20 protein-coding genes are annotated in these 21420 nt (G+C 49.8%); 19 read left to right on the plus strand and 1 reads right to left on the minus strand.

Translation table 11 applies throughout. The annotated features are described in order from the left end of the window. Window positions 1-14: 14 nt before the first annotated feature. The 16 genes from coaE (at window position 15) to HGBM_RS15370 (ending at window position 16290) form a co-directional block, all read left to right on the plus strand. A complete protein-coding gene (gene coaE, locus HGBM_RS15300) occupies window positions 15-617 on the plus strand; it encodes a dephospho-CoA kinase (RefSeq protein ID WP_019121964.1) in 603 nt (200 codons plus the stop codon). After that, window positions 614-1177 (plus strand): lytic transglycosylase domain-containing protein, encoded by a 564-nt coding sequence (locus HGBM_RS15305; RefSeq protein WP_019121965.1) that lies wholly within the window; start codon window positions 614-616, stop codon window positions 1175-1177. The genes coaE and HGBM_RS15305 overlap by 4 nt, the downstream gene beginning before the upstream one ends. A 169-nt stretch (window positions 1178-1346) precedes the next feature. After that, on the plus strand, window positions 1347-2390 hold the full coding sequence (locus HGBM_RS15310) for a glyceraldehyde-3-phosphate dehydrogenase (RefSeq protein ID WP_019121966.1): 1044 nt from the start codon (window positions 1347-1349) through the stop codon (window positions 2388-2390). 441 nt (window positions 2391-2831) lie between these two features. After that, window positions 2832-3605, plus strand: coding sequence for a LamB/YcsF family protein (locus tag HGBM_RS15315; RefSeq protein ID WP_019121967.1), 774 nt, complete (start codon window positions 2832-2834; stop codon window positions 3603-3605). A gap of 94 nt (window positions 3606-3699) precedes the next feature. Then, complete coding sequence (locus HGBM_RS15320; protein WP_019121968.1) at window positions 3700-3936, plus strand: tautomerase family protein; 237 nt, start codon at window positions 3700-3702, stop codon at window positions 3934-3936. Between the two features lie 397 nt (window positions 3937-4333). Beyond that, window positions 4334-5383 carry an XdhC family protein gene (locus HGBM_RS15325; RefSeq protein WP_019121969.1) on the plus strand — a complete coding sequence of 350 codons (1050 nt, stop codon included), beginning with the start codon at window positions 4334-4336 and terminating at the stop codon, window positions 5381-5383. After that, window positions 5376-5474 carry an NTP transferase domain-containing protein gene (locus HGBM_RS32110; protein ID WP_147512894.1) on the plus strand — a complete coding sequence of 33 codons (99 nt, stop codon included), beginning with the start codon at window positions 5376-5378 and terminating at the stop codon, window positions 5472-5474. Before HGBM_RS15325 ends, HGBM_RS32110 begins: the two co-directional genes overlap by 8 nt. A gap of 190 nt (window positions 5475-5664) precedes the next feature. After that, window positions 5665-6531 carry an FAD binding domain-containing protein gene (locus HGBM_RS15330; RefSeq protein WP_019121970.1) on the plus strand — a complete coding sequence of 289 codons (867 nt, stop codon included), beginning with the start codon at window positions 5665-5667 and terminating at the stop codon, window positions 6529-6531. Window positions 6532-6579: 48 nt separating this feature from the next. Then, complete coding sequence (locus HGBM_RS15335) at window positions 6580-7092, plus strand: (2Fe-2S)-binding protein (protein WP_019121971.1); 513 nt, start codon at window positions 6580-6582, stop codon at window positions 7090-7092. Then, window positions 7082-9433, plus strand: a complete 2352-nt coding sequence (locus tag HGBM_RS15340; protein WP_019121972.1) for an aerobic carbon-monoxide dehydrogenase large subunit — start codon at window positions 7082-7084, stop codon at window positions 9431-9433. Before HGBM_RS15335 ends, HGBM_RS15340 begins: the two co-directional genes overlap by 11 nt. Before the next feature lie 71 nt (window positions 9434-9504). Continuing rightward, entirely contained in the window at window positions 9505-10476 is a 972-nt protein-coding gene (locus tag HGBM_RS15345; protein WP_019121973.1) for an XdhC family protein, read from the plus strand. Window positions 10477-10596: 120 nt separating this feature from the next. Then, window positions 10597-11082 (plus strand): SRPBCC family protein, encoded by a 486-nt coding sequence (locus HGBM_RS27615; RefSeq protein WP_019121974.1) that lies wholly within the window; start codon window positions 10597-10599, stop codon window positions 11080-11082. Then, window positions 11079-11945 (plus strand): AAA family ATPase, encoded by an 867-nt coding sequence (locus HGBM_RS15355; protein WP_019121975.1) that lies wholly within the window; start codon window positions 11079-11081, stop codon window positions 11943-11945. Before HGBM_RS27615 ends, HGBM_RS15355 begins: the two co-directional genes overlap by 4 nt. Continuing rightward, window positions 11933-13057, plus strand: a complete 1125-nt coding sequence (locus HGBM_RS15360; protein ID WP_019121976.1) for a vWA domain-containing protein — start codon at window positions 11933-11935, stop codon at window positions 13055-13057. The genes HGBM_RS15355 and HGBM_RS15360 overlap by 13 nt, the downstream gene beginning before the upstream one ends. A 16-nt stretch (window positions 13058-13073) precedes the next feature. Beyond that, entirely contained in the window at window positions 13074-13934 is an 861-nt protein-coding gene (locus HGBM_RS15365) for a cytochrome c oxidase assembly protein (protein WP_019121977.1), read from the plus strand. A 118-nt stretch (window positions 13935-14052) separates the two neighbouring features. Next, complete coding sequence (locus HGBM_RS15370; RefSeq protein ID WP_019121978.1) at window positions 14053-16290, plus strand: S-layer homology domain-containing protein; 2238 nt, start codon at window positions 14053-14055, stop codon at window positions 16288-16290. Between the two features lie 130 nt (window positions 16291-16420). On the opposite strand, the gene HGBM_RS15375 is transcribed toward HGBM_RS15370, so the two are convergent. Then, the gene (locus HGBM_RS15375) at window positions 16421-17545 is read right to left on the minus strand and encodes an HD-GYP domain-containing protein (protein WP_019121979.1); all 1125 of its coding nucleotides are present in this window, start codon (window positions 17543-17545) and stop codon (window positions 16421-16423) included. A 137-nt stretch (window positions 17546-17682) separates the two neighbouring features. Here HGBM_RS15375 and nrdR point away from each other — a divergent pair, with 137 nt between their 5' ends. The 3 genes from nrdR (at window position 17683) to HGBM_RS15390 (ending at window position 21418) form a co-directional block, all read left to right on the plus strand. Beyond that, entirely contained in the window at window positions 17683-18189 is a 507-nt protein-coding gene (gene nrdR / locus HGBM_RS15380) for a transcriptional regulator NrdR (protein ID WP_019121980.1), read from the plus strand. Further along, a complete protein-coding gene (locus HGBM_RS15385; protein ID WP_019121981.1) occupies window positions 18186-19850 on the plus strand; it encodes an ABC transporter substrate-binding protein in 1665 nt (554 codons plus the stop codon). Before nrdR ends, HGBM_RS15385 begins: the two co-directional genes overlap by 4 nt. Before the next feature lie 92 nt (window positions 19851-19942). Next, complete coding sequence (locus HGBM_RS15390; protein WP_019121982.1) at window positions 19943-21418, plus strand: replication initiation and membrane attachment family protein; 1476 nt, start codon at window positions 19943-19945, stop codon at window positions 21416-21418. Window positions 21419-21420: the final 2 nt, after the last annotated feature.

Raw genomic sequence — 21420 nt, forward strand, 5'->3', positions numbered from 1 at the left:
GAGGTGTGGAGCAGATGATCCTTGGACTAACCGGCGGCATTGCCAGCGGGAAGAGCACGGTGGCAGCGATGCTGCGGCAGCGGGGGATTCCCGTAGTGGATGCAGACCTGATCGCCCGGCAGGTGGTAGAGCCTGGATTGCCGGCCTACCAGGCAATCGTCAGCCACTTTGGACAAGGCGTGCTGTTCCCCGACGGGCAATTGAACCGGAAGGCTTTGGGCGAGATCGTCTTTTCCAATGAAGAGCAGCGGCAAATCTTGAACGGAATCGTACATCCCGAAGTTCGCAGGGAGATGCGCCAACAGACGGAAGCTGCACTCAAGAGAGGGGAAAAAATCGTCTTTCTGGACATTCCCCTGCTGTTTGAAAGCCGCTTGCAGCATACGGTGGATAAGATCGTGGTAGTGTACGTACCGGCCTCGCTGCAGTTGTCGCGTCTGATGCAGCGGGATGACATTGGCGAGGAGCAGGCGTTGAAGCGGCTTCAGGCGCAGCTTCCGATCGAACAAAAGAAGGAGCAGGCAGATTTTGTGATCGACAACCAGGGGACGCGAGAAGAGACAGAGCGCCAGGTTGAAAAACTGCTTGCCACACTTGCTGCGGAGTCGAGTCCATGAGAAGAAAGAGGACGGCTGCCGTACTCCTTCTTTTGTTGATGGGGGTCTTTTTGTTAATCAACACGCCGTTTATCTGGAAGTGGATGTATCCGGTCAAGTATCAACCGGAAATCAAGCTGGCAGCGGAGCGCTTTAACGTTGACCCAATGCTCGTTCTCGCCGTGATCAGGACAGAAAGCGCCTTCGAACCGCGGCGAGTCTCCAAAAAAGGAGCAGTCGGACTGATGCAGTTGATGCCGGAGACGGCGAATTGGATCATCAAGCAGGCGAAGTTTCAGGGTCTTGCGATGGAGTACCTCGACGACCCAAAAGTAAACATCGATATCGGAACCTGGTACCTGTCCTATCTGTTAAAGCAGTTCAATGGGGACAAAGTGCTGGCGCTTGCCGCGTATAATGCCGGGCCGGGCAGTGTGAACAAATGGCTTGAGCAAGAGATTTGGGACGGTTCCAGGGAACGTGTCGAGGACATTCCCTACGGCGAGACGCGGCATTATGTACAGAAAGTGCTGTACTACCAGGAAAAGTATCAAAAAATATACCAGAATGATTTCAAATAGGCCGAAAGAAGCCCGACCTCTGATGGAACCCAGAGGGACAGGCTTCTTTTTTTGGGGCCAAATGTACAAATTTTATTTTTTTAGTAAAACACATTGATAAATGTGACATACTGATTATAATAAAGATAGCAGAAAAAGTGTAACTCATAAGGTGGAGGGGAGTCCCAATATGACGATTAAAATTGGTATTAACGGATTCGGTCGCATTGGACGCATGGTGTTCCGCCGTGCCATCCAGAATCCTGAAATGGAAGTAGTTGCGATTAACGCAAGCTATCCCCCGGAAACGCTGGCACATCTGTTAAAATACGATTCGATTCACGGACGAATTGACAATAAAATTGAGGTTAAGAATCATCAAATCATTGTGGACGGAAAACCGACCCTTGTTCTGTCAGACCGCGATCCGCTCAACCTGCCATGGGGCGAGCTCGGCGTGGAGATTGTCGTGGAAGCGACAGGCAAGTTTAAAGATCGCGAGGGCGCAGGCAAACACCTGCAAAGCGGAGCGAAAAAAGTGGTGATCACCGCCCCTGGCAAAAACGAAGACGCCACGATCGTCATGGGCGTAAATGAGCATGTCTACCGGCACAATGAGCATCACATCGTCTCCAACGCTTCCTGTACGACCAACTGTCTGGCGCCGGTAGCAAAAGTGCTGCACGAAGCGTTCGGCATTGAGAGCGGACTGATGACGACGATACACTCCTACACCAACGACCAGGTAAACCTGGATAATCCCCATAAAGACCTGCGCCGGGCCCGGGCTTGCGGACAGTCGATCATTCCGACAAGTACGGGTGCTGCCCGCGCGGTTGGCAAAGTGCTGCCAGAGTTGAACGGCCGCCTGAACGGTTTTTCCCTGCGGGTGCCCACTCCTGACGTCTCCATCGTTGACCTGGTCGCAAACGTCAGCCGGGACGTGACGGCAGGCGAGGTGAACAGCGTTCTGAAGGAAGCGAGCCAGGGAGCGATGAAGGGTTACATCGAATTCTGCGAAGAACCGCTCGTCTCCGTCGATTTCATCGGCAACGACCATTCTTCGATTGTTGACGGATTGTCAACGATGGTCATGGGCGGACGGCAGGTGAAGGTAATCGCCTGGTACGACAACGAGTGGGGCTACTCCTGCCGCGTCGTCGACCTGGTGCGGCACGTCTCCCGGATGTACAATGAAGTGAGAGAGGTAGCGGCTGCAGGTGCCGCGCAATAACAGGTAACAGGGACGAATCGCCAGTAGGTGATTCGTCTTTTATTCTTATCGTCGTTTTATATAGTTGGCTGGCCTGGAGCATGGAAAAAGATTAACCCCGATTTCGCTCAAGAAAGCCATAAAGCGATCGAGCACCGCTTCATCTTCCAAGTTATGCATTAAATCCATCTTCCCTGCTCTGCATGCAGGGATCGACAAAAGATCTGTACATTCGTCAAAGCGCTGGTTATGTTATCTCTTCAGAATATTCTGCAATTGTCATTGACAACTTTGAAAAATCAGTAAATAATGGAATGGCATAGGCATTCATTTCATCCGAAGGGGAGTTCATTGGATACGGCGAAGAAAGTAGGGTTAGTGACCCTTCAGAAGTGAAAGGTAAACAACTCGTTTTCTGGATCATTTGCTTGTTACATCTAAATAGGGAGGAAGGTGATAAAGATGTTGAAAGTCGATCTGAGTTGCGATATGGGAGAAAGCTTTGGCTTATACCAATTGGGAAATGACGAAGAAATGATGCAATATATCACATCGGCCAATATTGCCTGCGGTTACCACGGTGGCGATCCTCACGTTATGCGGAAAACGGTGGAATTGGCCAAGAATTATGGGGTAGCCATCGGGGCTCATCCTGGTTTTCCTGATCTGATCGGGTTTGGACGCAGATACATGAATTGTACGCCTTCCGAGATTAAAGATTATGTGACGTACCAAATGGGCGCACTGCGGGAATTTGCTTCCGCTTTCGGCATGAAACTTCAGCATTGCAAGCCTCATGGCGCCCTTTATATGATGGCGATGGAGGATGAAAAATTGGCTAGGGCGATCCTGGAGGCAATTGCCGAAGTTGATTCTACTACCATTGTGTATGCGATGAACCATTCGGCCGTTGTAGAAACAGGCCAAAAAATGGGGATTCGCGTGGCTAAAGAAGTGTATTCGGACAGAGAGCATACAACAACTGGTTCAATCGTTCTTACGAGGAAAGGCCCTTCCATCCAGGATTACCGTCAAATGGCGAATCGGGTGGTTCGTATGGTGAAGGAAGGGAGAGTGGTTGCCCATACTGGCGAAGAAATATCGATCCAAGCGGAAACGGTATGTATCCATGGGGATACTCCCGGAGCGCCGCAACTGGCGAAAGCGATTGTTGAAGCGTTAAAAGAAAATGGGATTCAAATTGCTTCCATTGAAAATGTATTAGGAGTAGGCTGAACAACGGGGTGCAACAGTATTATTCCGTCTGAGGGCGTCAAAGAAAGTGGAGAAGGCCGTGAAGGCTTAAAATATACAGTGGAAATCATGACAAATGAAGTTAATCGAAATAAAAATGTATTTTGAGGGGGAAACAGACATGCCTGTATTAAGAATTGAGATGCTCGAAGGTAGAAGTGAAGAGATGAAGCTTTCTATGATCCGCGAGGTAACCGATGCGATGGCTCGCTCTCTCAATATTGAGAAAGAGGAAGTAGACATTATCATAAAAGAAATTAAGAAGAAAGACTGGGCAAAGGGCGGAGTCACATGGCCATGGAATAAAGACTAGTTGTCCAGATTATCCTCTTCAATACAAGTTAACTCGTCGGAACGGCGGGTTTTTAAGTTAAAACTGCTTCATGCCTGGTACGTTTTCAATTGGTACGATAAGTATGTCACGCTATCAGGATTACCAGTACTTAAATAAGCTGTTTGAGGGTCACAGTTCCTTTATATTTTGAATATGTTATAATGATTACTATTAAAAGAATTTACTTAATATTATTTTAATTCTAATTATGGTCAATCGGCAGCTATTGTTGACGTACGGGTATTTTAAGGGACGTTTGACGAGCCTCTTTATCAAATGGATGGAGGGACACAAAAAACCTCATGGCACAAAACCTTGAAGTTTCAATTTTCGGCTATTGCCGAGACCTATTTCATGAGTTTAGGAGGGAGTAATCTTGTCGCGCATTCAAGAAGCACGAGATGTCATGCAAAAAATGAAACAGGCCTGGGAACGCAATCAAAAAACATCCTTATTAATGATTACTGAGGTGCGTGGGTCGTCTTACCGCCAACCTGGGGCCAAGATGATGATGGCAGCGGATGGAGAAATGTTTGGCACACTAAGTGGCGGTTGTTTGGAGAACGATTTGTTTGAATGGTCACAAGAAGCAATTAGTCAAAACACCCCTCTCACAAAACAATATGATCTTAGTGAAAATGATCTATGGTCTTTAGGAATCGGCTGCAAAGGAACATTGGATATCTCGATTATTCCTGTCGATTCTAACGATAGCTTCTGGCAAAGAGCCATCACACTCATACAAGAAGATCGTCCCGTTTCTCTGATCCTGGAAATTCCGACAGGCGTTCGAGTCCTGCTGGATCAGAATGGAAACGGCTGGGGAGATCTGGATCAGATCCCGGATGAGGTTCGGAAACAAGCATTGGATCGGACCTTCCACCGAACGCGTGCAGAAGTTATTTCTCTCGGAAATCGCCGGTTTGTTATTGATACCATGAGGCCCAGTGAACATTTGATTGTAGCGGGTGCCGGTCATGATGCAGTACCCCTTGTTTCTGTCGCTGCAAGTGTTGGATTTTCTGTAACCGTTTTAGATCCTCGCAAAGACTTTAATACCGCTTTTCGTTTTCCGTCCGTATCCCATCTGGTGGTTGAACCTGACAAAGCAGACCCTGTTGCTTTAAACGACAGCTGGTGGGTCATCATGAATCATCAGCAAAGTCGAGATGAAGCTTCGATAGCGCTTGCATTAAAAAGCAACCCGCGCTTTATTGGTGTGTTAGGCCCCCTCTCCCGTACACAAGAAATGCTGGCAAACATCGGAGCCAGCCCTACGAGCGGTCCTCTGCACGCACCAATCGGATTGGACTTGGGAGCGGAGACAATTGAAGAAGTAGCTGTAAGCATTATAGCTGAATTGATGATGGTGAGGAGCGGCAGCAGTGGCAAGCCTCTTTCCGGAAAAGCAAAAATCCATGCGTAAGTTCGGTGCGGTCATCTTGGCTGCAGGAATGTCCCGGCGAATGGGGGAACCAAAATTATTCCTGGATTTGAAGGGGGCGATTCATTATTGAGCGCCACGCAGAGAAATGAAAACGAATTCCGGTTGAAAATCCCTTGTGGGGGATAGACATCGACACTCCAGAGGATCTGAAGAAATATTTAAATTATTTTTGCTTTGTGATATATTTAATTTGATGATTCATAACTATCAAAATTATTAGAATACGAGATGGTTAAAACAGGGAGGGGGATTTCAATTTTATGATTCCGAATGCATTTGATTACTACTCACCGACGACAGTGGAAGAAACGATTGGATTGCTGCAAAAATACGGTTACGAAGCGAAGATTTTGGCGGGCGGCCAGAGTTTGCTTCCCATGATGAAGTTGCGCGTTGCGATGCCGTCAGTTTTGGTTGATATCAATCATATTGACGATTTGCATGGCTGGCGTGAAGAGAATGGCTATTTGCGAATAGGGGCGTTGACAAGACATGTCGATCTCGAAAATGAACAACATTTGAAGGAGAGCTACCCGCTTTTATCGAAAACGGCGGAATGGATTGCGGACGTACCTGTTCGAAATCGGGGTACCATTTGCGGCTCTCTCGTCCATGCAGATCCGAGTTCTGACTGGGGAGCGGCAATGATTGCCCTGCATGCGGATGTTGAGGTAATCGGTCCATCAGGTATACGGCGTGTTTTTATCGATGATTTTTTTGTCGATACATTCACCGCGTCGCTTGAGATGGATGAGATTGCATCGGCCGTTTTGATCCCCTCCCCGATTGGCCGTGTTGGAGCGCGCTACATGAAATTAGAACGTAAAGCAGGAGATTTTGCGATTGTTGGAGTCGCGTTACATGTTATCAAAGCAAATGATGGAACCGTTCTTGATAGTGGCATTGGTTTGTGCGCATGTGGGGATGTTCCTGTTCGGGCGAAAAAGGCTGAGGAATGGCTAATTGGACGCCCCTTAGATAAGGAAACGATTAAACAGGCTTCGCTTCTGGCCCAAGAAGACGCGAATCCGGCTACGGATTTGCGCGGCAGTGCAGAGTACAAGCGAGATTTGGTCAGGGTCTTTGTAAAGCGAGGGCTTGAAGAAATTGCTGATGAACTCCGCTAGCATGGTTGTTTGTTACCGATACATGAAACAGGGAGGGACAATGATTTTATGCAGATAAGTGTAACTGTAAACGGACGTGTTTATGAATCGGATGTCGAGCCCCGCACGTTGCTTATCTATTACATCAGGGAACACCTGAGACTGACGGGTGCGCATGTCGGATGTGATACGACAAGTTGCGGAGCGTGCACTGTATTACTAAACGGAAAGGCTGTCAAATCTTGTACCGTGTTGGCAGTACAAGCTAACGGACAAGAAATCATGACTGTAGAAGGACTCGAACGTGATGGTGAACTGCATCCTTTGCAAAAAGCATTTTGGGAAGAGCATGGTCTCCAATGCGGATATTGCACACCGGGAATGATCATGACAGCATGTGAACTGTTAGAACGAAATCCTTTTCCTACAGAGGAGGAAGTTCGCAAAGGTATCTCTGGAAATGTATGTCGATGCACAGGTTATGTGAACATCATAAAAGCAATCCAGTCAGCAGGACATATGATCGCACAGCAAGATAAGGAACCTAAGAATCAATCGGAGGTGGTTCCCAGTGGCAATTAATCAAACTGAACTTCGGCCGATGGGGAAATCGATTCATCGGAAAGAAGACCCCCGGTTTATTAGAGGTCAAGGTAAATATCTAGACGACATTGTATTGCCAAACATGTTGTATATGAGTATCGTACGCAGTCCCTATGCTCATGCAAAGATTAAAAGCATAAATACCGAAGCCGCTAAACAGGTTCCCGGAGTGAAATTAATCATCACCGGTGAAGATTTGGCAAAGATGAATCTTGCTTGGATGCCAACTATGAACGGGGATGTACAAATGGTACTGGCTACCAATAAGGTGCTTTTCCAGTATCAAGAAGTGGTGGCAGTAGTCGCTGAGACCCGTGGCGCAGCGGTGGATGCAGCTCAATTGGTTGAGGTTGAATATGAGGCGCTGCCTGTCATAGTTGACCCGTTCCGCGCGTTACAGCCGGATGCTCCTGTATTGCGGGATGATCGTGAAAAGAAAAGCAATCATATCTGGCACTGGGAAGCGGGAGATCAAGAAAGCACAGAAGAAATTTTCAAAAATGCTCCTGTGGTAGTCAGTCAAGACGTGCGTTTTCAACGAGTTCACCCGTCTCCGTTGGAACCATGTGGATGTATCGCTGATTACAAAAAGGGAACAGGCAGATTGACATGGTATGTCACTTCACAGGCACCACATGCGCATCGAACAATATTGGCTATGATAAGTGGTCTGCCTGAACATAAGATTCAAGTCATTTCTCCAGACGTTGGAGGAGGTTTCGGAAACAAAGTTCCTGTCTATCCGGGATATGTATGTGCCCTCGTTGCTTCCATACAATTGGGAATTCCGGTCAAATGGGTTGAAACCCGCACGGAAAACATTGCAAGCACTGGTTTCGCACGTGATTATCATATGACGTCTGAGATCGCTGCTGATGAAAACGGAAAGGTATTAGCATTACGAGTGAAAACGATTGCAGACCACGGCGCGTTTGACGCTGCGGCGGATCCTACCAAGTTTCCTGCCGGATTGTTCAGCATCGTAACCGGTTCCTATGATTTTAAGCAAGCGTTTGTTGAGGTGGACGGCGTTTATACCAATAAGGCACCGGGTGGAGTCGCCTATCGTTGTTCGTTTCGTGTCACGGAAGCAGCTTATTTAATCGAACGAACGATGGATATATTAGCACGAAAATTAGGCATGGATCCTGCCGAACTGAGATTGCTCAATTTTATCAGGAAAGATCAGTTTCCCTATCAGTCTCCGACAGGATGGACATATGACAGCGGAGATTATGAGAAGACATTTAGGCTGGCCCTGGAAAAAATCGGTTATCACGAATTGCGAAAAGAACAGGCGGAGAAACGCGCCCGCGGCGAATTAATGGGAATCGGTATCTCTACATTCACGGAAATTGTTGGTGCTGGTCCTTCCCATTCATTCGATATCATGGGGATCAAAATGTTTGACAGTGCTGAAATTCGTGTGCATCCGACCGGAAAAGTGATTGCCCGATTGGGAGTGCGACATCAGGGACAAGGCCATGAAACGACTTTCGCGCAAATCATCGGAGAAGAACTGGGATTAACCGCAGATGACGTGTTGATTGAAGAAGGTGATACAGATACTGCTCCCTACGGCTTGGGGACATATGCAAGCCGCAGTACACCAACAGCAGGAGGAGCTGCAGCACTATGTGCGCGGCGCATCCGGGACAAGGCAAGGAAAATTGCTGCTCACCTGCTGGAAGTGGGTGACGAGGATATTTCGTGGAATGGAGAGTCATTCGAAGTTAAGGGGACCCCGTCCCGAAAGGTTACGATGGGCGAAGTCGCGTTGGCTGCCTATACGAATGTGCCGGAAGGCATGGAGCCTGGTCTGGAAGCTACTTATTATTACGATCCCCCCAATCTGACATTCCCACATGGGGCCTACATTGCGGTTGTGGATATTGATAAAGGTACCGGAGTTGTTAAAGTACGCCGTTTCCTGGCAGTCGATGACTGTGGAAACGTGATTAACCCTATGATCGTGGAAGGACAGATTCATGGTGGTTTGACGGAAGGTTTTGCAATTGCGTTTATGCAAGACATTCCTTTTGACGAGGACGGAAACTGCTTGGCTCCTAACTGGATGGATTATCTTGTTCCGACTTCCCTTGATACGCCGAATTGGGAAACAGACCGAACGATTACCCCATCGCCACATCATCCAATCGGTGCAAAAGGAGTGGGAGAATCACCCAATGTCGGTTCCCCGGCAGCCTTCGTCAATGCTGTTGTGGATGCTCTTGAACCGTTTGGTGTCGAACATATCGACATGCCGATTTTTCCTTGGAAAGTTTGGGAGATTTTGCGTCAGAACGGGGTAGCTGAATAATTTAAAAGTAAGGAAGTTCTGTGTATGAGAGGAGGATGGTCTGACGGGGGACTCCCCGTCAGACACTCTATATGGTTAATATCTGGAAAGAAGCAGCTCGATTAGAAGAAACACGGGAACCGTTTGCTGTTGTTACCGTTATTCGAAGCGTAAAACCCACTTCAGCTGTTGTCGGTGCAAAAGCGTTGATTAAATCATCGGGAGAGATGATAGGTTTTGTTGGCGGTCAATGTACACAATCCCTCGTAATTTCACAAGCATTGAAATGTATCGAAAAAGGGATCAGTCAGATTGTGCTGATCACGTCTGATACACCGCAGACCCGTACGGACGATATAATCGTTTTGCCGATGACCTGCCACTCGGAGGGGACAGTTGAATTGTTTATTGAGCCAAAGATTCCGGCGCCCGTTTTACTGATTATCGGTCATTCTCCAATTGCTGACTATTTGAAAAAAACAGCGGCTTACCTGGATTTTCAAATTAGAACCGTGGGATTGGAAAATGTACATTCTGAAGGCACATCCAGCCTTTCCGGATTCACGGAAACCATTCAAGCGAATCTGTCACCGGGAGCATTTGTAGTTGTCGCATCAATGGGTCTTTATGATGTTGAAAGCATTCGGGCGTTACAAGGCTTTGCGCTTTCTTATGTGGGTTTGGTTACAAGTCCCAAAAGACGAGAAGCAGTATTGAACGATTTGAAGAACCAGGGAGTTTCGGAAGAGTTTTGTTCCTTTATTTCTGCTCCGGTAGGATTAGATTTGGGTGCTGTTGACCCTGCCGAAATTGCGATTACGATATTGGCGGAAATAATCGAATACAGAAGGAAGAGACGTACTTTTGCTCCCTTTACGTCACATGTAATAGAGAACAAGACGCGGCGGGAAGTGATCGATCCGATTTGTCATATGGTGGTGGATTTGAATACGACTCTCCATAAAGCGGAATACCAAGGCAAGGAATATGGTTTTTGTTGTCCGCGTTGTCGCCAGGAATTTTTGAATAAACCAGAAAAATATGCATACACGGTAGAAGTGTAACATTGCTTCGGTTGGAATACGTCAAACATTTTCAAAACAAAAATCCAAAAGAGCAACTTCACCCTGGAATTGTCTGAACCAAATTGGTAGCTGCTCTTATTATACAAGGAGGAATTATCATTGAAGAATTACAGTGGTGATTTTACAATTCCGGTGTCCCGCGAAATGGTATGGAATTTTATTATGGATCCGCACAAGGTGGGGCCATGTTTGCCAGATTTGTTAAAGATGGACGTATCTGACAACTTCAATTTTCGCGCAAAAGTGCGTGTTGGTCTAGGTCCAGTTCGTGGGTCATTTGATTTGGACACCGTTTTAACGGTAGAGGAACCGGAAAAGTCGGCTTCCATGTCGGTTAAGGGTGGAGGCATGGGAAGCGGGATCAATATGAGCGCAAAATTATTTTTGGAAGATCTGGAAGATCAGCAGGGTACTTTATTGAAATGGACTTGTGATGTTGTGGTCAGCGGTCCGATCGCCACTATTGGAGGACGTTTGATTGACGGGCAAGCTCGCAAGATTACGCAACAGGTGTTTGAGAACATTCAAAATGCGTTGGTCTCCTTGAAAAGCGAAGTTGCGGTAACAAAAGAGGAAACAGAATGAACGAAGAAATTAAGATTTTACAAGAAGAAATGCGCCGAGCACGTTATGTAGCGGATCAGGCACTGACAACAGTACTGTATTTGGCGGAGCGTCTAGGGCGCTCCATTCTTATGGAAGGGCCTGCCGGCGTTGGAAAAACGGAATTGGCGAAAGTGATGGCGGAAATTCGCGGAGTTGAACTCATTCGATTGCAGTGTTATGAAGGATTGGATGCTGCCCATGCTTTATATGATTGGGATTATCCAAAACAGTTGTTAACGGCACGTACTGTCATAGAAGGACAGGATCAAGGAAAGATCTCAACAGATATCTATACGGAGGAGTATTTGATAGAGCGTCCTCTTCTTAAAACATTGCGCAGAGAACCCTCGCCCGTTTTACTGATTGATGAGGTGGATCGGGCGGACGAGGAGTTTGAAGCGTTGCTATTGGAATTTTTGGCGGAATTTCAAATTACGATTCCGGAAATTGGTTCGTTCCGTGCTCAAAATCCACCTATGGTGATTCTGACTTCCAATCGTACCCGGGATCTTTCAGATGCTCTAAGAAGGCGTTGTCTATACTTTTGGCTTGACTATCCGAGCCTGGAACGCGAAGTAGAAATTATAAAATTGCGTGTGCCAGGATTAGCTGAAGAGTTGATCCGTCAAATTGTTCGGGCCGTGCGCCAAATGAGGCAGTGGTCTTTGTTAAAACCGCCTGGAATGGCCGAATCAATTGATTGGGCACAGGCATTAGAGGAGTTGGATACAGGTAAACTTGATGAAGAAATCATATCCCATACATTGGGGTGTGTTCTAAAGACGCAAGAAGATATGGAGTTTGTCTATCAGAAAGGTTTGACACTTCTATGGAAGTCCTAGATGTTCTGCCAAGACAGGTTGGCCTTTTGTCTGGAAGGATCATAGAACAGGTACAAAGTTTTGCACCATTTCTAAGACAATACGGATTTCGGGTAGGAACTCCTGAAAGCCTGACGGCAATCGCCGCGTTATCGGCAATTGAGATCGAGTCGATGGAACAAGTTATGAATACAATGCGCTCCATCTATGTGAAAAATCCGGCAGAATGGGGGATATTTCCGAGCCTGTTCAAACGTCATTTCGGGATTTTACAGCACCAATTGAAACAAACAACCGTTATGGAAGATGATACTGGACTACAACAATTGGGGAATTTCTCGGTTGAGACCTCTTCATCACTTCAGATTGAAGGAGCCATGCTAAGAGCATACAATCCCGACCATGGTCAGCGTTACGCCCTTCAACTAATAAAAGAGGGTCAGTTAAGTCAAATCTTGTTTTGGACAAAGAAAGCTGCCCTTCAATTTGAAAGCCCGCGTAGCCGACGTTTACAAGCGGGCCGACGGGTTCAGATCGATTTTCGGCGAACATTGCGCAAAGCCATGAAAAATGGGGGAGATCCTTTTGTTATTTATCATCGCAAATATCGAAGGGCTCGCCCGAGAATTGTTATTGTGACAGATATTTCAGGGTCGATGAAAGAATATGCCAATTTTTTTACCACTATTGCCTGGGCATTTATGCACTCCAAGGCACGTGTGGAATCATTTGTGTTTAGTACAGATATAAAGCGTATCACACCGCTCTTATCACGTAAAATCGTCCAAGGCATTCCCTTTGAACAATTGATTGAGCTAAAAGGAGGTACACGTATTGGATTTTGTCTGTCACGTCTTGCCAATCGATATGGAAGTTTGTTACGGAGAAAGACATGCCTCATGATTGTTTCGGATGGATATGATACGGGAAATCCACAAATTTTAAAACGAGCGATGGAATCGCTTTCCGGGCAGGTAGGCAATATTGTATGGGTCAATCCGTTACTTGGGGAAGAAGGATATGAACCTGTGGCAACAGGAATGAGCACAGCTCTTCCTTATGTTGATCGATTTGTCGATGTCCATGATCTGGAATCATGGATTGAGGCTGTTAGGCTGAATCTTTTTTCATAAATCGGAGGGATGAGTCATGTCGTTCTTCCCATTCATCCTACAATCCGACTCGGCATGGAACGTGGATTTGATATTTCTAATTTCATTCCTGTTCATAGGATATGTGTTGCTAACAGGAGATTGGCTTGGACGCTTAGTTCCTGGGGAAACCAAAGTCTCCTCGAAGCAAAAGGCATGCTTTGCGATCGGTTTGCTGCTGTTCTTGATTTGTTGGGCAAGTCCGCTGTATCTGTTAAGCCATGTGATCTTCAGCATACACATGCTGCAGATGAGTATCCTTTACTTTTTTGCCACTCCGCTGCTGATTTTGGGGATTCCCGCAGGAATTCTGCAGCCTTTTCGAAAGTTCATTTTTTTTCAAAAAGTTTGGCGGTTTTTGACGCGCTCCGTAATAGCCCTCATAATGTTCAATGGGCTTTTTATTCTTTACCACATACCAGTGGTGATGGATGAAATCATGACGAACCGGATGTTACATACTGGATTTTATGGCCTACTCTTGGTCTCATCTGTCTGGTTATGGTGGCCCGTTGTCAATCCGATCATGAAAAACCGATTGCAGGACAAACAAAGGAAAAAATTCGCTCGGGCAAACACTTTGGTGCTCATGCCGGCGTGTTTGCTTCTTCTATCTTCTTTTGTAAAATATGATGTATTTGTTCATGTGCAAACGCAAATGAACATGTTTGGACTATGCTATCCGCACCCGATCGATCTCGAGGATTTGTTGCAAGTTCATTATTTAACACCCGTTTATGATCAGAAATTGGGTGGTCTGATCATGATGGTTCTTCATAAGTTGTCCTTTATGGTAGTGGAAAGAACAAGCTCTTATCAAATACGACAGGGGAAACGGTTGGAGGTCATTGTTGATTGAAGTCATGTTTCGGGAATAGAGAAAATCAAAAACTGCTCTTCAAGAAGAGCCTTTTTTAAAAATATTTGGTAAGATAGGGGGGATAAGGAAAGAAACCCACTTGTGAAGGAGGAAGATCATGTTGAAACGGACAGGCATTTCACGCAAGTCGCGAATGGCCGGACTGGCGGTCTGTGCAGCGGTATTGGCAGCCATGCCCCCGGTGTCGGCGCCGGATGCCATTGCCGGGGCGAGCTTGGCCTATGCAGCCGAAAAGGATGCGGCTATCAGCAAGGAGCAGGCGATTCAGATCGCGAAATCGCTGATCGACATTACGGATGGCTTTGTCAATGAATCAGCCCAATTGTTGTCGGAAGACAGATATCCCCTCAGTTCTACACCGGTCTGGGCATTGCACTGGCAGGAAAAAGGAAATGACCGGATGATCTCCGTGACCGTCGATGCTGTCACCGGCAAACTGCTGAATATGTTCAGGTACGAGGTGGATCAGTGGGGCAGCGAAAGCGAAAAGTCGCTCAGCGAGGAGGAAGCGGAGAAAATCGCCGCAGATTTACTCAAAAAAGCAGCAGGCGAAGAAGTGTCGAAATTGTCCAAAGCGAATGAATACACTGGGGTAACCAACTACTACACCGGTGCAGACGAGTATTTGTTCGTCTATACGAGAGTAGAAAACGGGATACCGTTTCCGGAAAACGGGATTCAGATTGTGGTAAACAAGCAGGGACAAATCACGAACTACAATCGGAATTGGTATGAAGGCAGCATTCCCCAGGAGACGGTGAAAGATCTGACCGACAAATTAAAGGAAAGCATCAAACCCTCGCTGCAGTTCGTCAGCCTGTCAGCACGTGTCGGTGACTGGGGGGCCAAACCCTCCTATCGGTTGGTGTATCAATACTCGGAAAGCGACCCTGCCATGCTGGATGCGGTAACAGGGGAGGTGTTGACGCCTACCGGGAATCCTGCCGGAGAACAGAAGGAAATGACCCCTCTGGGCACCAAGATTCGGCAAGGCGACTCCCCCAAGAAGCTGATCGACGAGCAGGAAGCGGAGAATATCGCCAACCAGTGGATCAAAAAATTTCTCGGAGAAGAATACCAGAAGGGAACCAGCAGCGGCAGCGGTTCCAGCGTGGGAGCGGATGGAATCGTCGAGCGTCACTGGAGCTTTTCCTACGTACCTGCAAAGGCAGAGGGCGACACGGAGGAGATCAGGCTGGAGATCAACGACCGCGGCGAGTTAACAGGGTTTTCCACTGACGAAGCTTTTAGGCGCGGTGAAGAAAAGAAAGTAGACTCTCCTGTATCTTGGGAGGAAGCGAAAGAGAGCGCTGTAAACCTGGTAAAAACGGTCTACCCGGATCGCTTGGGTGAAATCTACCTGATCAATACTGAAGCGACGAAAAACCTCCAGACTTCATCACTGAAATACAACGGCAGCTACACCGTTACATTCGGCTGGTTGAAAGCGGGCGTTCCGGTGGAAAGCGCCCAGGTCTATGTCGATGTGGATGCTGAAACGGGCAAGGCAGTGCGCTTGTGGTCCGGCAATACAAGCCAATTGGCAGATGTCCCGGCGCTGACGGCAACAATCGATGCCAAGAAAGCGATAGAGGTGGAGGCGGAGCATAGAGAACCCGTGCTCAGTTATTTTATCTCACCGCTGTACCAGTTTGCGAATGCCCAAGACAAGCAGCCCACACCCAAGCTCGTCTATCGCTATCTCGGGGAGCAGGGGTTTGTCGACGCCGTCAGCGGAGAGTGGATCAGCCTTGACCAACTGCGCAAGCAGCGCCAGCCGCAGGATCTGGAAGGGCACCCTGCGGAAGCAGCGCTGCAAAAAGCGATTAAGGAAGGCTACTTTACGGTTCAGGACGGAAAAGCGGAGCCTGACAAGGAAGTTACCCGCGGCGAATACGTCTCGATCCTTCTGCGCCTTTCCAGCACGGTAGAAGTTTCCCGGCGCCATTTAGATGAAAAAGCAAAGCCGCTGCCGTTTCAGGATGTAGATGTGAATCACCCCAACTATGCGGCGATTCAGCAGGGAGTGAACAGGGGCTTCATCTCGGACAAAGGACAAACCTTTGCACCCGACGTTTCCATTACGCGGATCGAGGCCTCCGAAATGCTGCTTCGCTTATTTGGCTACGGACGGCTGCTGGACAAGCCGGAGCTGTTTACCGCGAAGTTCAGCGACGTGCCCAGTCAGAAACTGCCAGCAGCAGTGATAAGCGACGGCCTCGGGCTGTGGGACACCAACGGAAAAACGACATTCCAGCCTAATGCAGCGTTAAGCCGTGCCGATGTGGCGCTGCTCGTCCAAAAAGCGCAGAAGCTTGCCGAGGAGCGCAGCTAAACGCCAAGGATGCTCACAAGTGAAAAACGCAAACCCGCTTTGCTGTCGTGAGAAACAACAAAGCGGGTTGCTTTCGTCTATGGATAACGATAAAGTTAATCTGTTATAAATTCCTGGAAAAGAGGCTTTTCTACTGGACTTCTTTCGTCTCGGGGACGACGAACAGGCTTTCATCCTCAAAACCGACGATGAAGTACTTCAATTCGCTCTTCAAATCGATCTCATACGGCATGGAGATGTCGTTTCCCCGGCCGTCTTTCAGGACGCGGATAACCGGACGGTGGCTGTAATTCGGATCCACCCTGCAGACGACACCCGCTTCGCCCGTATTGAGGACGATGCTGCTGCCCAGCGGGAAGATCGCGATGTGCCGGCAGAATGCGCTGACCAGATGGTGCTCGAACAGGTGCCCGCCCGATCCCTGCAGGTATTCAAGCGCATCCTGCGGCATGTACCGCCGGCGCCACGGCCTGGGCGTGGTCAGCGAATCGTAGACGTCACAGATGGCTGTAATCTGCGCGTATTCGTGGATTTGATCCCCTTTTAATCCCTGCGGGTAGCCGCTGCCGTCAAGCCGCTCGTGATGCGACAGGGCGACATGGGCGGACAGCAGGGAGAGATCATGCTGCTTGCGCAGGATGTCGAATCCGTAGCGGGTGTGCTGTTTGCTTATTTCGAATTCTTCAGGCGTCCAGCGCTCCCGCTTGTCCAGAAGTTCCTTAGGCAGGTCGATTTTTCCGATGTCGTGCAGCATGGCGCCGATCCCGAGCTCCGTCAACTGCTTCCGGTTGTACCCGAGCGACATGCCGACAGCCGTTGCCAAAACCGAGACGTTCACGGCATGGTGGTACATCGCGCTGGAGCGGGAGGAGATGTTGGCCAAATGGACGACGATCTCTTCGCTGCCCATCAAATCGTCAAGAATCGCGTGAAACACTTGCTGAAAATGCATCCCCATATCTTTGACAGAGATTCGCCTTGCCAGACGGTTGGTGTTCTGAATTTGCTTGATCGTTTTTTGCACCACTTCAACGGCAGCTTGCCGGGTTTCCGGACGGATGACATCTTCTATTTCGATATCGGCAGTACGGGGATCATCTATGTATATGGAATCGACGCCGGCTTTTTCCAAGCCTTGGATCAGCCGCTCGTTTAGGACCATTCCTGTACCGAGCAGGACCTTCCCGTCCTCGGTAAACACGGTCCGGCCCAGCTTCATTCCCGGTGTCGCTTTTTTTAAAGAGACCAGGCGCATATGTTCCCCTCCTCATCACGTATACTCCTATTCTAAATTCAGTTGATTAAAATAGGAATAAAAGATTTTCGCTTGACGCAAGAAAAAAGTTGAGGGACACTGAAAAAAGTATTGAAAGTTCTGGAGATGATCGTATTATGCGTTGTCCTTTTTGTGAAAATAACGGGACGAGAGTGTTGGATTCCCGGCCGTTTAATAACAATAAATCCATTCGCCGCCGCCGAGAGTGCGAAGCCTGCAACAGGCGGTTTACCACGTTTGAGACAGTAGAAGAAACGCCCCTCCTCATCATCAAGAAAGACGGAACCAGGGAAGAATTCAGCCGCGAGAAGATCCTGCGCGGTCTGATTCGCGCCTGTGAAAAGCGGCCCGTTTCGCTGGAAGTGCTGGAAAACGTCGTAAACGAAATCGAAAAAGAGCTGCGCAGCCAGGCTCAGGCGGAAATTCCCAGCAAAGATGTGGGAGAAATGGTAATGGAACGGTTATACTACGTAGATGAAGTAGCGTATGTCCGATTTGCCTCCGTATACCGCCAGTTCAAGGATATCAATGTCTTCATGTGCGAGTTGGAAGAACTGCTGGCCCACGCTCGGACACACAGCAAAAAAAACTCAGACGAGGGAGGAGGAAATACCTCTGAATGACCAAAGCCGGCTTTTCCAAGCGATTGCTGTGGGCGCTTTTAGCCGTGGCGACGGCGATGTGCGGCTGTGCGCCTGGACAGAATCAGGTTTACGATCAGACACCTGCGGCAGCGTCAGCGACAAAAAATCACCAGGCCGCTGCAGCGTCGCATGATGGAAAAGAGTTGGTAATAGGCTCCCCCGGTTCACTGCCTGCTTTTGACCCTTTTGGCCAGACCAAGCAGGAGGCGCGGCTCACCCCGCTCGAATTCCTGGCTTACCGCGGACTCTTGGCCGCGTCAGAGGAGGAGGGGTACACCGCTGCGCTTGCTGCCGGCTACACAGTGGAGCGCGAGGACGGCAAACCGAGTATCGTCGTGAAGCTGCGGGAATCCGGGACTTGGCCGGATGGCAGTCCGATCACGGCGGACGACGTTTTGTTCACCCTGGAGACCTACGCACGCCCTGAATACTACGGCGTCTGGCGTCAGGCGATGGGACAGGTAAAAGGTGTCTCGGCGTATCGGTCCGGCCAGGCGGAGCACATCTCGGGCATCACCGTTGATACCGCGCGAAAAGCAGTGCGGATCGCCCTGGATCGGGATGATATGCGTTTTTTTCGCACACTGACCGCGCCGCTTCTTTCCAGGAACCAGCTGGCCGGAAAAACGGTCAAGGAAATCGACGAGCTGTCGCAAGCGGGCAGGCTGCTTGGAGCTGGACCTTTTCAGCCTGTGCAGCTCTCACCGCGGGAGTGGCGCTTTGCCGCCAATCCTTCGTATTGCGAAGGAAAACCTGTCCTTGACGCCATTCGGGTTCGCCCCGTGGAGCCGGTCGGGATGGCCGACGAATTGGCTGCCGGGACCGTCGACTGGTCTCCTGTGCCGCCGGATATGGCGAGTCGGCTGGCCGGCGCCGCAGAGGTAAAGGCTGGCAGAGGCAACGGGTATCAGTTTCTCGGGTTTAACCTGGAGAGCGGTCCGCTTGCCGACATTGGCGTCCGGCGGGCTTTAGCCCAGGCGATTTCCGCAGGCCAGATCGCCAAGGACGTATGTTACGGTTATGCCGAACCGGCTCTTGGCCCTGTATCCCCCTCTTCGTTTGCCTATGCCCCGGGAGGGCTTCCCCGTCGCGACCGCGCCGGTGCGGCCAAGACCCTCTCGGCCAAAGGATTTTCCGCCAAAAATCCGCTCACGCTGACGCTGGTGTATCCGGCTGAGAACAGGGTGCGCGAACGGCTGCTTCACAGCCTGATCCGCTCATGGGCTGATCTTCCGGTACGCATCGTAACAAAACCGCTGCCTCCAAAAGAGTTCGTCTCTTATATTTTCGGCGGAAATCCGTTTGATCTTTACCTTTATGGCTGGCGCTATCCAGCGGATCCGGGAGAGCTGTCCAAGCTCTGGCACAGCGGGGAAAAGGTGGGAGAACTTGGGCTGAATGCGTCCCGATACGCCAACAGCCGCGCGGATAAACTGCTGGAAAAAGGCCGGTTGATCCTGCCGCTATCGGAGCGGAAGGAGCTGTTCGCCCAGTGGCAGCGCTTGTTCGCCGCGGATCTCCCGATTGTTCCCCTGGTGGAAGTCAAGCAGCCGTATTTCGTTTCCAGTCGTCTGCACCTGCCGGACGAACAGTGGGGGACGCAGCCGTTTCGGACGGTTCACAAATGGCGGCTGGACTGACCCGGCCCGATCCTCCCCGCCCTCCTCTACCAAACCCTGCTTGCAGGATGCTATAATAGAACGATGAGAACAGGCAGGAAGGATTTTCGATCATGCGTGTAGTGTGGAACGAACTGACGCCCAAAGACCGCTATCTGGTGAGGATGATTCGGCCGCTTAGCTTTGCCGAGATGGGGTACGTAACCCATCTCTATTTGCCGTTGATCGGACCGGATTCGCATGCCCTTTACCAATTGCTCGTCCACGAGGTGGAGGAGCGGAGCGGGGCATCGGCGGAGGGGACTCACCGCAGCCTGATGCTGATCACCTCTCTGCCGTTGGACCGCTTGCTCAGCGCCAGGGAACGCTTGGAGGCGATGGGACTCCTGGAGGTGCGGCGGCGGGAGAACCGGGATGGCGACTACTTTTACGAATATCTGCTCAAGCCCCCTTTGTCCCCCGCACAGTTTTTTCAGGAAGAGGTCTGGTCGGTCATGCTGCTCAACAAGGTGGAGCGACCCAGATACGAACAGCTGCGCAGCAGATACGCGGACCGGCAAGGGGCAGACTTGGACGAACAGTACCCGTACGAAGAAAATGTCACCAAGCGGTTTTACGAGGTATACCACACTCTCTCCGCGTCCGAATTGGATATTCGCCCCGGTTCGGAGACGGAGAGATTTCTTTCCCAGATGCAGACCCGCTACCCGCCGGCACCGATGCAGACCGAATACCAAGCAGAGGCCGGCCCGGCTCTGGACCTGTCCTTTATCAGGATGCATCTGCCGTCCAATGCGAATGCGGCGGAGGTGCTTGGGGCAGAAAATATCGAGTTTATCTATAAAATCCTGCATTTTTACCAGATGAGCAGTTGGCAGATGGGCCAAGAGCTGCGGGATTGGAAACTGTTTGACGCGGCGGGACAGCTGGATCGGCAGGCGCTGCGAAAGCGCTGCCGGGAAAAATACGTCGATGGCGTCCTGCAGCGGGATACAGTATCACTGCCGCTCGCGGAAGATCTGTCCCCCGGCACTGTGCCGGAGACGGGCAGCGTCTCCTTTTTTCGCGTCTGCCGCCAGTTTTCGCCTTTGATCGTACTGGAACAGGCGGTCGGCGGCCGGGTGAGCAAGGTCTACCTGGAGCGCGCGGAAACGCTCATCTTCCAAGACGGACTGCCCGCCGAAGTAGCCAACGCGCTGCTGCTGTACACGCTCCGTGAGACGAATATGGAACTGCCGCAAGCCTTTATCGAAACGATCCGGGACAGTTGGAAGGCCAAACAGGTCAGCACAGTGGAAGAGGCCGTCCGCGTCATCCTCGCTCGCACGGAAGCGAGGCAGCAAGCGGCGGCAGCGGCGGACCAGGCAAAGTCGGAGAGACAGGCAGCGGCCCATTCGCCGCGGCGCAAGGCAAGCAAAGCCATTCTGCAGGACAAGCTCCCGGCCTCCGTGCAGCGGCAGCTGGAGCGGGAACAAGCACAGGAAAAAGTTCCGTCGGACAAGCCAAAATCAAAGCGAACAGTGATGGACGATCCGGAATTGAAGGCATTGTTTGAATCTCTGCGCGAGCCAGACAGGGGAGGAGAATGATA

Source organism: Brevibacillus massiliensis, assembly GCF_000311785.1.
Lineage (GTDB): Bacteria > Bacillota > Bacilli > Brevibacillales > Brevibacillaceae > Brevibacillus_C > Brevibacillus_C massiliensis.

Bases quoted from the DNA above. Each gene is read 5' to 3' on its own strand.
- HGBM_RS15390 (WP_019121982.1), top strand. From the start codon at position 19,943: ATGCGTGTAGTGTGGAACGAACTGACGCCCAAAGACCGCTATCTGGTG.
- HGBM_RS15335 (WP_019121971.1), top strand. From the start codon at position 6,580: ATGCAGATAAGTGTAACTGTAAACGGACGTGTTTATGAATCGGATGTC.
- HGBM_RS15375 (WP_019121979.1), bottom strand. From the start codon at position 17,545: ATGCGCCTGGTCTCTTTAAAAAAAGCGACACCGGGAATGAAGCTGGGC.
- coaE (WP_019121964.1), top strand. From the start codon at position 15: ATGATCCTTGGACTAACCGGCGGCATTGCCAGCGGGAAGAGCACGGTG.
- HGBM_RS15370 (WP_019121978.1), top strand. From the start codon at position 14,053: ATGTTGAAACGGACAGGCATTTCACGCAAGTCGCGAATGGCCGGACTG.
- nrdR (WP_019121980.1), top strand. From the start codon at position 17,683: ATGCGTTGTCCTTTTTGTGAAAATAACGGGACGAGAGTGTTGGATTCC.
- HGBM_RS15305 (WP_019121965.1), top strand. From the start codon at position 614: ATGAGAAGAAAGAGGACGGCTGCCGTACTCCTTCTTTTGTTGATGGGG.
- HGBM_RS15345 (WP_019121973.1), top strand. From the start codon at position 9,505: ATGGTTAATATCTGGAAAGAAGCAGCTCGATTAGAAGAAACACGGGAA.
- HGBM_RS15310 (WP_019121966.1), top strand. From the start codon at position 1,347: ATGACGATTAAAATTGGTATTAACGGATTCGGTCGCATTGGACGCATG.
- HGBM_RS15360 (WP_019121976.1), top strand. From the start codon at position 11,933: ATGGAAGTCCTAGATGTTCTGCCAAGACAGGTTGGCCTTTTGTCTGGA.
- HGBM_RS15385 (WP_019121981.1), top strand. From the start codon at position 18,186: ATGACCAAAGCCGGCTTTTCCAAGCGATTGCTGTGGGCGCTTTTAGCC.
- HGBM_RS15355 (WP_019121975.1), top strand. From the start codon at position 11,079: ATGAACGAAGAAATTAAGATTTTACAAGAAGAAATGCGCCGAGCACGT.
- HGBM_RS15330 (WP_019121970.1), top strand. From the start codon at position 5,665: ATGATTCCGAATGCATTTGATTACTACTCACCGACGACAGTGGAAGAA.
- HGBM_RS15320 (WP_019121968.1), top strand. From the start codon at position 3,700: ATGAAGTTAATCGAAATAAAAATGTATTTTGAGGGGGAAACAGACATG.
- HGBM_RS15365 (WP_019121977.1), top strand. From the start codon at position 13,074: ATGTCGTTCTTCCCATTCATCCTACAATCCGACTCGGCATGGAACGTG.
- HGBM_RS32110 (WP_147512894.1), top strand. From the start codon at position 5,376: ATGCGTAAGTTCGGTGCGGTCATCTTGGCTGCAGGAATGTCCCGGCGA.
- HGBM_RS15315 (WP_019121967.1), top strand. From the start codon at position 2,832: ATGTTGAAAGTCGATCTGAGTTGCGATATGGGAGAAAGCTTTGGCTTA.